The following is a 13,097-nucleotide window of genomic DNA, read 5'->3' as shown; positions in this document are numbered from 1 at the left end:
CTAAGTCCTAACTAAATCCCTGTGAGCCATTTTTTAGAAATGATTCTCAATCTTTTTTCGTGCTACAAAATGATGCATGACCTTGACGCTAATAGCCATACTAAAGTTCACAATGTGTCTAATTTACACGCAATAAAAAGCCCCGCATTTGCGAGGCTTAATAATCAGGTTATCACTTCCGTTATAGACGGACTTCAATACCCTTGTCTCGCATATATTCCTTCGCTTGCGGAACCGTGTACTCATTAAAATGGAAGATAGAAGCCGCAAGCACAGCGTCTGCCTTTCCTTCGATACAGCCTTCCACTAAATGATCTAGATTACCTACTCCACCAGATGCGATGACTGGTACGTTGACCGCATCACTAATTGCACGTGTGACTTCTAGGTCATAACCGTTTTTAACGCCATCTTGGTCCATAGATGTCAGAAGAATTTCACCTGCACCTAGTTCAACCATCTTCTGCGCCCACTCAACCGCATCGATACCGGTCGGTTTACGGCCACCGTGAGTAAAGATCTCCCAACGGTTCTCTTCACCCTCTTTGGATACTTTCTTCGCATCAATGGCTACAACGATACATTGTGAACCAAAGCGCTCCGCTGCTTCTTTAACAAACTCAGGGTTAAATACCGCAGCAGAGTTGATAGATACTTTATCTGCACCCGCATTCAACATGGTACGGATATCCTCGCAAGTACGAATACCACCACCAACAGTCAGCGGAATAAATACCTGCGAAGCCATACGCTCAACTGTATGCACCATCGTGTCACGGCCTTCATGGGTTGCAGTAATATCTAGAAATGTAATTTCGTCTGCGCCCTGCTCGTCGTAGCGTTTTGCTACTTCTACAGGGTCACCAGCGTCGCGAATATCGACAAACTTAACGCCTTTCACCACGCGACCATTTTCTACATCGAGGCAAGGAATAATTCGTTTTGCTAAAGCCATGAGTAGCTACCTCTACAATTTGATCTAATGGATTAAGGTTTAATCGTATTTTCAGTCATCGGTGCAGGTGCTGGCTTACCATCCCAGTTAAGGAAATTCTTAAGCAACTGCAGACCCGCCTTAGAGCTTTTCTCAGGGTGGAACTGCACAGCAAACACATTGTCACGGGCAAGCGCGACATCAAACTGCTGACCGTAACGACAAACACCAGAAACCAAATCACGTTCTTCAGCCGTTACAAAGTAGCTGTGAACAAAGTAGAAACGACTACCATCTTCGATCTCATTCCATAGAGGGTGATCATCCATCTGAGCGACTTCGTTCCAACCCATATGTGGAACTTTCAGGCGCTCGCCCTCTTCTGCTAGGTCATCGCCAAAGTAGTTCACACTACCCTTAAAATGAGACAAGCAATCTACGCCGTCGTTCTCTTCAGAACGCTCAAGCAGAGCTTGCATACCTACGCAGATACCTAGGAATGGTTTACCCGAATTGATTGCATCTGTGACCTCTTTATCCACACCGGCACTTAGCATCTCAGCCATGCAATCACGCATTGCACCAACACCCGGTAAGATAACGCGGTCAGCACTGGCAACAAGCGCAGGATCAGAAGTCACACGTACTTCAACACCCGGCTGTACAAACTCCAGCGCTTTGGCAACAGAGTGTAAGTTGCCCATACCATAATCGATTACCGCTACACTCGACATAACTTACAAACACCCTTTTGTAGAAGGCATAACATCCGCAGCACGCGCATCGATCTCTAGTGAGTAACGCAGTGCACGACCAAACGCTTTAAAGATAGTTTCCGCTTGGTGATGAGCATTGAAGCCCTTGATGTTGTCGATATGCAGGGTAACACCCGCGTGATTTACGAAGCCTTGGAAAAATTCCCAAAACAGCTGCGTATCAAAACGGCCGATATTACCGCGGGTAAAATCACACTTAAAATCGAGCCCAGGGCGACCAGAGAAATCGATAACGACACGGGACAAAGCTTCATCCAGTGGGCAGTAAGCATGGCCATAGCGCATGATCCCTTTACGATCACCTACCGCTTCTTTAAATGCTTGCCCTAGCGTGATGCCGATATCTTCAACCGTGTGGTGGTCATCGATATGAGTATCGCCTTTGGCGTGAATATCTAGATCAATAAGACCGTGGCGGGAGATCTGCTCCATCATGTGCTCTAAGAACGGCACACCTGTATCAGCCTTAAACTGGCCTGTGCCATCAATATTTACCGACACAGTGATCTGTGTCTCCAATGTATCTCGACTTACCTTGGCTGTACGCTCCGCCATGGTTAACTCCCGCTCTATTTGATCTGAGCCGCGATTATACAACCATCCCCCCATCCATGCACATTTCAAAGTAGTAAATTAAACGCAAATGCAGGGACCTTAGGCTATCTTGTAGGTATCGCCTTTCATTAAGGACTTAATCAGCTGATGAATGATTCCGATCTACATCAACTTCTGCGCGGCAATCATCGTGCATTGCTGTTAGTGATTGATGCCTTGCCTTTCCCGATCTATTACAAAGATCATGAAGGTAAGTACCTCGGCTGCAACAAGGCTTACGCAGATTATGTTCAAGTTTCGAGGGAAGATCTAATCGGCAAAAATGTCTTTGAGGTGTTTGATCAAACCCCCGCAGCGATTTTTGCGGCATCCGATATGGAATTGCTGAACAACCCGGGCATCCAGATCTACGAGACACCCGTGCATCGAGAAGGCAAAGAGCTCAACTACGTGAAGTTCCATAAAGCTACCTTTCATGACAGCGATGGTTCCGTTGCTGGGTTGATCGGCGCCATCATTGACATCACCGATCAGAAAACTCTAGAGAAAAAATTTAAACGCCTAGCAACCTACGACGATCTCACCGGAATCTATAACCGCCGAGAAGGCCGCAAACAGCTGAAAAAACTGTGTCAGGAAGCGGTACGTAAAGAGCGCCCGATCTCAGTCATCCTGTTAGATATCGACAATTTCAAAGAAATTAACGACACTTATGGCCACGACACCGGCGATATCGCCCTAAAACAAGTAGCACAATGTTTAGACAGATACTCAAGAGCTCACGACTTCGTTTGCCGTTATGGCGGTGAGGAGTTCATGATTATCCTGCCCGAAACCGATTCAAAAGCAGCACTAAAAATAGGCGAACGCTACTTGGAAACACTACGTGACATGGAAATCCAAATTATCAGTAGCGAAGTGTTGCATCTAACAGCAAGCATTGGCGTAGGCGAATTGGACAAAGAGTTTACCGATCGGGAATTGATGCTCAAACAGGCTGATTTAGCCCTCTATCGCGCCAAAGCCAATGGTAAAAACCAAGTCTGTGGCTAAATTATTCATCCCTCCTTCAGCTTCCACCATTGAAACTTCATTATTTCCGTTTATCCTCATCCCTTCAGAACCCTTGCCAAGGAGAGAACAATGAAAGGTCTGCTGAAAGTAATCGCTGGTCTAGCCGCACTGGTTGTTGTGGTGATCGTCGCCGGTGGTGCCATTCTGGGTGCATTCTTTGATCCCAACGAATACAAACCCGAAATAGAGCAAGCAGCACTTGATAATGCTGGTATCGAACTGAAAATTAACGGCGATATCGGCTGGTCAGTTTTCCCATGGTTAGGACTTGAAGTTAATAAGATTGATGCCAAGTTCCCTGACAAGCAGGATTTAGCCAAACTAAACCAAGCACAGATCTCTGTACGTCTGCCGGCGCTCTTATCTGGCAATGTTGAGATGCAAAGCGTGGTTGTTGATGGTTTAGAGCTAAACCTTGTCCAAGAAAAAGATGGCAGCAACAACTGGGCCGTAGTAGAAGCGGCGGCACCTACTGATACTCAAAAGGATGCGACAACAGCAGCAGCTCCAGCAGAAGAGTCGACGAAAAGCACGTCTGCGCCTATCGCAATCAACATCGACAGCATCCAGATCAGCAACGGCAACATCATCTATCAAGATAAAGCTGCCGATATGGTCGCTAAGCTAACTGAGTTCAACATGTCCTCAGGTCAGGTGGTGACTAACGCTTTCTTCCCTGCGGAACTGAGTTTTAACGCTTCACAAACAGTTAAAGGTGAAGAGCAGATTAAAGCCGCAGCGAAGCTGGCTGCTGAGTTTTATCTGGATCTGAAACAGCAACAGTACAAACTTAAAGGCTTAACTAGCGAGCTAAACCTGAGTGGTAAGCCACTAGGCGGTAAATCACTAGCGCTGAAGACTGCTGCCGATATTGAAGCAGACCTACTTAAACAACAGCTAAGCTTGAACAACCTAAAGCTATCGATTGCGAACTTAAATGCAGAAGGTGCGCTAGCCGTGAATAACTTCGCAGAACCAGCGATCAGCGGCAAGCTGAATGTGGCAGCCTTCGATCTAAATAAACTGCTAAGTGCGGTAGGTCAGGCTGAAGTTAAAACCAACGATCCGAACGTTCTAAAAGCGATCAGTTTATCTACAGAATTAGAAGGCCCAGCCAATACAATCACCGTAAAAGCGCTAACCGTTAAGCTGGATGATACGACCTTCAACGGTTCAGCTGCATTCAACCTAGCAAACAGCAACATCACACTGAATCTGCAAGGCGACAAGATCAATGCAGATCGCTACATGCCACCTGCAGCTCAAGGTAAAAAAGCAGCTGGGTCTTCCAACACAGCTACTACAAGCACTGCTAAAAAGGGTCAGAGTGGCCCTTACTCGAAAGATCCAATTCTGCCAATTGAAACACTACGTGGTTTAGAGCTAGACACAACGCTAGGCCTGAAATCACTGCATGTTTCCAATATGGATATCAGCAATGTAGCACTACAAGTAAGTGCTCATGGCGGCTTGATCAAGGCAACGAAGCTTGATGCTGATCTATACAAAGGCAGCGTGCGTAATAACGTCACTGTTGATGTGCGTAAGAACACACCGGTTATCACCTCGAAGAAAACCATCACAGGTATTCAAGTGGGTGATCTGCTAAAAGATATGGCTAACGCCGATCAGCTAACCGGTAAATTTAACTCTACATCTAATCTAACGCTTCGCGGTAACTCTGTTCACGATTTTGTAAACAGCGTTACAGGTACTGCGAAAGTAAACATGAAAGATGGCGAGCTAAAAGGTTTAGACATGGCACAAACCGTTTGCCAAGGCCTAAACAATGTTAGTGCGCTGGGCGGCGAAGCTGAGCAAGTAGACCGTTCAACACCATTTACCAGTATGGGCGCTTCTACCCGTATCAAAAACGGTGTGGTAAGCAACCAAGATCTTAAAGCGGCACTGGATGCAATGACCCTAAGCGGTAAAGGCACCGTGAACCTACCAAAACAGCTTTTGGACTACCGTCTTGGCTTTATGGTCGAGAAAAATCTGTTTAACGAAACCTGCTCTTTCCCGAACAAACTGGAAGGCGTAGAAGTGCCAATCGACTGCAAAGGTGGCTTTAACACAGAACCAACCAAGCTATGTAAGCCTGATTTCAGCTTTATCACTGACGCGCTAAAACAGGACGTTAAGAAAAAAGTTGAAGAGAAAAAAGAGAAAATCAAAGCCAAAGCTGAAGAAAAAATTAAAGACAAGCTAGGCGACAAACTGAAAGGTTTATTTTAACCCCTAATGACACCTGATTTATTCGCTAACGCCGTGCTGGGATGGTTTGACCAGCACGGTCGTCACGACCTACCTTGGCAAGAAAAAAAGACCGCTTATAACACTTGGATCTCTGAGATCATGCTGCAGCAGACTCAGGTCACCACGGTTATTCCTTACTACCAGCGCTTTATTGAACGCTTCCCAACCGTAGAGGCGCTCGCTGCTGCAGAGCAGGATGAAGTGCTCCATCTATGGACAGGTTTGGGTTATTACGCCCGAGCCCGTAATCTTCACAAAACCGCACAGATAGTCAGCAGCGAACATCAAGGTCAGTTCCCTGAAACCGTTGAAGGCTTGGAAGAGCTACCCGGCATTGGTCGCTCTACTGCTGGTGCAGTGTTATCAATCAGCACCGGTAAATGGGCTCCGATTCTGGATGGCAATGTAAAACGAGTATTAGCACGTTTTTACGCACTAGAGGGTTGGCCTGGCACTACAGCGAATCAAAAGCAGCTTTGGCAATATGCCGAACACAATACACCGCAAGAACGTACGGGCGATTACACACAAGCGATGATGGATCTGGGTGCAACCCTCTGCACTCGCAGTAAACCATCCTGCTTACTTTGCCCATTGCAGCAAGGCTGCCAAGCATTCGAATTAGGCAAAACAGATCAACTCCCTGAACCTAAACCAAAAAAGACGATTCCAGTAAAACAAACCTACATGCTGATCTTGCAGCAGGATAATCAATCCGAGGTTTTACTCTATCAGCGGCCGCCGAGTGGTTTATGGGGTGGATTGTGGAGCCTGCCTCAAGTTGCAGACCTTCGTGACACCTATAACGAAACCGGTTTGGAGCTAGATGAAGAAAGTATTCAGCTTATGGAACCTCTGCGTCACACCTTTAGTCATTTTCATCTGGATATCACCCCAGTGAAGGCCCGAGTGAATACCCCTACAGACTGTGTCATGGAAGGGAAGCCTCTGCTCTGGTATAACATAGAGCAACCAGACAATGTTGGCCTAGCAGCACCCGTTAAGAAACTGCTATTACAACTCGCCAACGCATAAACTGATTGGAGCAAAACATGAGCCGCACCGTCCTATGTCGTAAATATAAAGAGGAACTAGAAGGATTGGATCGCCCTCCTTATCCAGGCGCTAAAGGCCAGGAAATTTACGAAACGGTATCCAAAAAAGCATGGAAGGAATGGACTGATCATCAAACAATGATCATCAACGAAAAACACCTAAGTATGATGGACCCTTCTACTCGTGAATTTCTGCAAACAGAGATGCAAAAATTCATGGACGGAGAGGACTACGAGAAGGCTGAAGGCTACGTTCCACCTTCAAAATAGTTTTTTTGTAACAAGTGGTTGACAGTTTTCCGTGAAGACGGTTTAATACGCGCCACTTGAGTTGCCCAGATAGCTCAGTCGGTAGAGCAGGGGATTGAAAATCCCCGTGTCCGTGGTTCGATTCCGCGTCTGGGCACCACTTCCTTAAAGAGGCTTGTTAATTCAAATTACAGGCTTTTTTTGTCTCTGGAAGAGCTCAGATATGCCCAGATAGCTCAGTCGGTAGAGCAGGGGATTGAAAATCCCCGTGTCCGTGGTTCGATTCCGCGTCTGGGCACCACTTTCCTAGCTTTAAATCCCTTACTTTATATTTAGACTTCCCAAGATTGATTATCCTTGGGCTTCATCGAACCTATTCGATTATTCGCTTCGCTCACCCTAAGGGCTATCGTCGCTGCGCTCCGATGTGTTAATGCCTGCGGCATTGATCCATCCCTAAGCACCATTTCTTAGTTTCTATTCCCTACTTCGTTTTTAATACTTCCCAAGATTAATATCTTTAACCTCTCTGGCTAATGTCACAGGACAGCTAAGTGCTTTCTCCCTGATTACTTAAGGAAGTGCGTAATTTCCAACCCTTTCATTTAATGATATAGATACAGTCCCACTATAAAAAAATATAAATTTCAGGGACTCTCTTCGTGTTACGGCTGACATCATTATTCACTTTTCTCATTTCATTCATTTTATTGGCGTCTAGTTTTGTAGCCCAAGCAAATGAGATTCCGCTAACGCAAGAAGAGAGAACTTGGTTACTCAACCATCAGAAAATTCGCGTCCATAATGAGGTAAGTTGGGGCCCATTTAACTACCACGAATTCGGCCGCCCTAAAGGCTATTCTGTTGAATTTATGAACCTTTTGGCAGAAAAACTCGGCATCGAAATTGAGTATGTGACCGGCCCTACTTGGGGTGAATTCCTCAATATGCTGGATCATAAAGAGCTTGATGTGATGCTTAACATCATCAAGACAGAAGATCGCAGCAAGTACATTCTCTTTACCGATCCTTATGTAAATAACCCATCAGGAATTGTTGTCCGAGACGACAATCGCACCGTGCGGGATCTGAGAGATCTAAATGGCCGTGTGCTTGCCATCCCCAAAGGCTTTTTCTATCAAGAAATCATCGAAAAGCACTTCCCCGGTATTCAGCTATTACTGCTTAAAGATCAGGTAGATAGCTTAAAGGCTGTGGCTTTTGGTCGTGCCGATGCCACCATGGGTGGGATTGCAGTCCAAAACCACCTAATCCGAAAACACCTCATGAGTAATCTCAAGGTCGTCGGGGGTATTGATGATCCTCGTTTTGCCAACCTGTTACGCATAGGGGTACGCGATGATTGGCCGATCTTCCGCTCTATTATGCAGAAAGCGATTGAGTCCGTTACCAAAGAGGAGAGAGATCGGCTAAACCGCCGTTGGCTAGAAGGCGGATTACAAAGAACACAGACTCTCCATCTGGATAAAGAGGAGCAAGAATTCCTCGCCGCCCACCCAGTACTTCGGGTACATAATGAAATGGCCTGGCCCCCTTTCAATTACAACGAACAAGGCAAACCCAAAGGTTTCTCTATTGATGTAATGAACCTAATCGCCAAGAAAACCGGTTTTAGAATCAAGTATGTCAGTGGCCCAAACTGGAATGACTTTTTGGCGATGACCCAAGAACGTAAATTGGACATGATGCTCAATATCGTCAATACAGCAGAGCGTCGTAAGTACATCCGATTCACCCGTCCTTATGCAGTCAACCCGAATATTATTGTCAGTAAGAAATCCGCTAAACATGAATCAATTGAAAGCCTCTTCGGTAAAACAGTGGCCATACCGAAAGGCTTCTTCTACGAAGAAATCCTTACCAGCGAATACCCGCAAATTAAACAACATCTCGTAACCGATGCTCTCGATAGCCTTAAGGCGATCTCTATAGGTAAGGCCGATGCAGCACTAGGCGAAGCTGCAGTATTTAACCACCTGATCGCTAAAAACTTGATGAACGATCTTACCGTTTCAGGAGAGGTCGATGTCGGTAAACCTGATCTAGCAAACCTACGCATAGGTGTGCGATCAGATTGGCCTATCCTGCAAAGGATTATGGATCGTGCGATTGAATCACTGACAAGAGATGAAGTCGCAGCAATATCTCAACGCTGGATGGGGAATGAAAACTATGTCGCGAGGCCCGGCAGTGGCCTTAGCCTAACCTCCGCAGAAAAAGCCTATTTAGAAAAGCAGCCCGGTATAACTTTTTGTGCCAACCCGGATTGGATGCCATTAGAGCAAATAGGTCCTGGAGGAAGACATGAAGGGATGGTTGCCGACTACCTCAATTTGATGGCCGATCGTATTGGTATCGGCATGACGATGCTACCCACTGAAAGTAGCCACCAATCCCTAGAATATGCGCAAAATCGTCGCTGTGACATCATGTCAGCAGCTTTCGAAACGACTGAAGTCAAACGACAATTAAACTTTACCAAGCCTTATCTGCGCTTACCCTTAGTTATTGCGATACAAGAAGATTCTCTATTTGTTGATGGTCTCAAATCACTCAAAGATAAAACCATTGGGGTGCCTAAAGGCTATGGTTTACTTAACAAGCTGCAGCAAGATTACCCTAAGATAAAAGTCATTGAAGTAGATAGCGTCGCTGACGGTCTGCGGATTGTAGAGGAAGGTAGAATTTTCGGTTTGATCGGGGCGATAGCTCCCGTGGGCCATGCTATTCGTAAACATCGTTTCCTCAATTTAAAAATCGGAGGCCGTCTAGATGAGGACTGGAAACTAGCTGTCGCCATCCGTAACGACAGCCCTGAGCTTCTTTCCATGTTCAACAAGGCCACCGAATACATAACCGAAGAGGAGCACTCCAAAGTATTCCAACGCTGGGTATCGGTTAAATTTGAACACGATGCTAATTATGAGTTGATCTGGAAACTCGTATTTGCGGCGTTGTTTATTATCACAATAATCACTCTGTGGAATTGGAAACTATCTCGACTGAATAAACAGCTGAAATCAGAGATCAACCTGCGTGAGGCAGCTGAACTGCAATTGAATCAGCTCAATGAAAAGCTCAATAGTAAGAATACTGAGCTATCTATCCTGTCGACAACCGATTCACTTACTGGCTTAAACAACCGTCTACACATTGAACTACTACTGGAAGAAGAGCTTTTCCGACTTCAGCGCTTCAAGCACCCGCTGTCTATTTTGCTATTGGATGTCGACCTATTTAAAAAGATAAATGACCAATACGGCCACCTTTGTGGCGACGCTGTGCTGCAGAAATTCGCTCAATTACTACGAGAGAACACTCGTAAAACAGACAAAATAGGTCGTTGGGGTGGTGAAGAATTTATGATTCTTTTACCAGAAACAAACGCACAGATGGCGTATCGCTTAGCAGAAAAACTTCGCACCGCCATCGCAGCAGAAATGTTTGAAGAGGTCGATCAAGTGACAGCTAGCTTCGGCTTGGCTGAAGCAGCCCTTGATCACTCACCAAGGGAATTAATCCAGTTAGCTGATGCTGCGTTGTACGAGGCAAAAGAGATGGGGCGCAACCGAGTAGTAAATGGCAGTAGCGTCGAAAATATCTGAATAATCAAAAGCCTATTTACAATCATAGAAAAAGCCCTAAGAGTTATAGACAGCAAACATGCAGCGATCTGTTTTTTTTGATGTCTATATCCCTTGAGCCATAGTGTAATTTTATCTAGTATGACCACTCAAATATGACAGTTTTGTTACAGAAAACTCTAATATTTGATACTCAAATAGGTAAAGGTCATTCTATTGCTCAAGAGTCAGAATAATCCATTCTTGATACTGATATGCTTACTGTTGCTATCAACAGAAGTGCTTTCGGCCTTTTGTATATGCCAAACGTCCACAACATCCGAAAACACATACACCGAACCACATCCCTGTCAGCTTAATCTTCATAATAACCACCATTTAAACGTGGCAATTGAAAATCATGTTGATAACTTGCAACTTGATGACATTCCTACTTCGACACTGCTTTACCAACCTATAGCCGTTTTCACTCAACACTTTTCTCAAAGTTATAGTTACTCAAAATTTGTCCGGATAGACCGCCCTCCTCAGAGACTATCCTCAGCTCCTTCCAAGATCGGATAGAGCTATTACGATAATACCTTGGACTGAACGGTTACCTGTTTATTGGTAATCCTATAAACGCATATCTAGATGCAACAGCAGTCCTTCTGCCTGCTAGTCGTTAGATCACGACCAGAAATACACCCTTAAGATGTCAGGTGTTGATATGACCATCAAAAGAAAACTATTACTAATTTCGCTGTTCTTTATCGTGGGTATGCTGCTAATCATGGGCAGTAACCATTCTTCCTTGAATAACATTAGCCAACTGAAAAATTCGACTCTGGAGCTCAGCTATGTACAACAGGATTTACTGAATTTACGACGTAACGAAAAGGATTTCTTCGAGCGTAAAGATCTTAAATACGTACAAAGATTTGAGACAGGTGTAACCGCACTAGAACAACGCTCACATGCGTTAGGGGAGTTAAAACAAACGTTAGGACTCAGTGCCAACCACGACAAATTTCAACAATTACTTACGACATACGATTCTCAATTTAAGAGCTTTGTTAACACCCAAAAAGCACTTGGATTAAGCAAAAACGAAGGCGCATTAGGCAAGCTTAGAAGCTCCGCACATAAAGTTTCAGCGACCTTAGAAAGTCAGCCAGTATTCCAAAATACACTGCTGTCTTTACGCCGCCACGAAAAAGATTTTATGCTGCGTAAAGAAGCAAAGTATGTCAGCAGTTTTAACGCAAGATATCACTCTCTTACAGTTCAACTTGAACAAAACAGCCATATCTTTGGTCCGCAACTCACACAACTGAAGTCAGACTTAGCACTGTACTCAGCAACCTTTAACCAATACGTTCAACTGACTGAGAAGCTAGGCACATCTCACCAGAAAGGCATTCGAAAGGATCTGCGTAACACCGCACATGAACTCGAAAAAGAACTAGCAGACTTAGCCGCTATCCAAATACCAGAAGTACAACAACATATCCAAAGTCAGCAGAACATAATGCTGGTCATGGCCCTGTTGATTATCATCATCGGTTTTACCTTCACAAGCATGACAGCTATGAGTATCCAAAAGCGCATAGCGCTAGTCGCCTTTGCCATGAAAAAGTTAGGTCAAGGGGATGCTAATCTGAAGCAAAAAATCTCCGTGGATGGCAATGATGAGATCAGTGACGTAGCGACAAACTGTAACCAGTTCATTGAGAAAACCCGGTGTGTTGTATCCCAGCTTCTACTCAATGTTGAACAACTGAAACACGTTGAGTCCCAGCTTAGCTCTGTAGTTACTCAGGTGGATACAGATAGCCGTAGTCAGCACATCAGCACTGAAGATATGGCAGCAGTAGTTTGCCAAACTCGCCAATCGGTATCAGAAGTGGCACAAAGCGCTGCGACTACGGCTCATGCGACGTCGGAAGCACAGGAGCAAGCCAATTCAGGTCTGATTACTACAAATCAATGCGAACAGAGCTTTAAAGCGTTTGCTAGAGATGTAGAAGACTCCTCAACCACGATTAATCGCTTGAGTGAACAAACCAGTGATATATCAAAAGTACTTGTAGTCATTAGCGATATTGCCGATCAAACGAACTTACTGGCACTCAATGCCGCGATTGAAGCCGCACGCGCAGGCGAGACAGGACGCGGATTTTCTGTAGTTGCGGATGAAGTAAGGGATCTCGCTAAACGAACCCAAAACTCGACCCAAGAGATACAGAGCATTATTCTTAAGCTACAAGATAGTGTTGCTGAAGCAGTTAAAAAGATGGCCAGTAGCCAAACAAATGCCATTAAAGGTGTCGAGCAGATTACAGAACTCAATCACAAGTTAGTAGAGATTGATCATGCAGTAACCAGCATCGCTACCATGAGCGAACAAATGTCCTGTGCAACGCAGGAACAACAATCCTCTGCAGAACGCCTAGGTAGTAATATCGAGCAGGTAAGCCATGCAGCTACACGCACAGTGGATGGCATGCAGGTTCTTAACCGCAGCCAAGATGAATTGTCTGGATTAGTTCAAGAGATACAACGAACCTGTGGGGCTTTCCGCTGCTAGGTGATTTCTAAAAAAGGGGTG

Annotated in this window: 9 protein-coding genes and 2 tRNA genes; 8 read left to right on the top strand and 3 right to left on the bottom strand. The window is 45.1% G+C overall.

Annotated features, from left to right (window positions below; all coding sequences use genetic code 11):
* Window positions 1–181: 181 nt before the first annotated feature.
* Genes hisF through hisB form a run of 3 tightly spaced genes read right to left on the bottom strand, consistent with a single transcriptional unit; the run spans window position 182 to window position 2,265 of the window.
* On the bottom strand, window positions 182–955 hold the full coding sequence (gene hisF / locus ACMXYV_RS00815; protein ID WP_415889890.1) for an imidazole glycerol phosphate synthase subunit HisF: 774 nt from the start codon (window positions 953–955) through the stop codon (window positions 182–184).
* A 32-nt stretch (window positions 956–987) separates the two neighbouring features.
* Window positions 988–1,668, bottom strand: a complete 681-nt coding sequence (gene hisH, locus ACMXYV_RS00810) for an imidazole glycerol phosphate synthase subunit HisH (protein WP_415889889.1) — start codon at window positions 1,666–1,668, stop codon at window positions 988–990.
* A gap of 3 nt (window positions 1,669–1,671) precedes the next feature.
* Window positions 1,672–2,265, bottom strand: coding sequence for an imidazoleglycerol-phosphate dehydratase HisB (gene hisB / locus ACMXYV_RS00805; RefSeq protein WP_415889888.1), 594 nt, complete (start codon window positions 2,263–2,265; stop codon window positions 1,672–1,674).
* A gap of 147 nt (window positions 2,266–2,412) precedes the next feature.
* Between hisB and ACMXYV_RS00800 the strand changes: the two genes are divergently transcribed.
* The 8 genes from ACMXYV_RS00800 to ACMXYV_RS00765 all read left to right on the top strand — a co-directional run bounded on the left by ACMXYV_RS00800 (window position 2,413) and on the right by ACMXYV_RS00765 (window position 13,076).
* Window positions 2,413–3,318, top strand: coding sequence for a diguanylate cyclase (locus ACMXYV_RS00800; protein WP_415889887.1), 906 nt, complete (start codon window positions 2,413–2,415; stop codon window positions 3,316–3,318).
* A gap of 90 nt (window positions 3,319–3,408) precedes the next feature.
* On the top strand, window positions 3,409–5,577 hold the full coding sequence (locus tag ACMXYV_RS00795; RefSeq protein WP_415889886.1) for an AsmA family protein: 2,169 nt from the start codon (window positions 3,409–3,411) through the stop codon (window positions 5,575–5,577).
* Between the two features lie 6 nt (window positions 5,578–5,583).
* Entirely contained in the window at window positions 5,584–6,633 is a 1,050-nt protein-coding gene (gene mutY / locus ACMXYV_RS00790) for an A/G-specific adenine glycosylase (protein ID WP_415889885.1), read from the top strand.
* A 17-nt stretch (window positions 6,634–6,650) separates the two neighbouring features.
* On the top strand, window positions 6,651–6,923 hold the full coding sequence (locus tag ACMXYV_RS00785; protein ID WP_415889884.1) for an oxidative damage protection protein: 273 nt from the start codon (window positions 6,651–6,653) through the stop codon (window positions 6,921–6,923).
* 63 nt (window positions 6,924–6,986) lie between these two features.
* Window positions 6,987–7,062: transfer RNA gene (locus tag ACMXYV_RS00780), tRNA-Phe, on the top strand.
* 65 nt (window positions 7,063–7,127) lie between these two features.
* A tRNA-Phe gene (locus tag ACMXYV_RS00775) sits at window positions 7,128–7,203 on the top strand.
* Between the two features lie 361 nt (window positions 7,204–7,564).
* Window positions 7,565–10,528, top strand: coding sequence for a transporter substrate-binding domain-containing protein (locus ACMXYV_RS00770; protein ID WP_415889883.1), 2,964 nt, complete (start codon window positions 7,565–7,567; stop codon window positions 10,526–10,528).
* Between the two features lie 688 nt (window positions 10,529–11,216).
* Window positions 11,217–13,076, top strand: coding sequence for a methyl-accepting chemotaxis protein (locus tag ACMXYV_RS00765; RefSeq protein ID WP_415889882.1), 1,860 nt, complete (start codon window positions 11,217–11,219; stop codon window positions 13,074–13,076).
* Window positions 13,077–13,097 lie beyond the last annotated feature (21 nt).

It is taken from the genome of Neptuniibacter sp. SY11_33, from assembly GCF_047778025.1.
In the GTDB taxonomy this organism is placed as follows: Bacteria; Pseudomonadota; Gammaproteobacteria; order Pseudomonadales; family Balneatricaceae; genus Neptuniibacter.
Note: the sequence above shows the minus strand (reverse complement) of the source record. Positions and strands in the feature narration are given on the sequence as shown.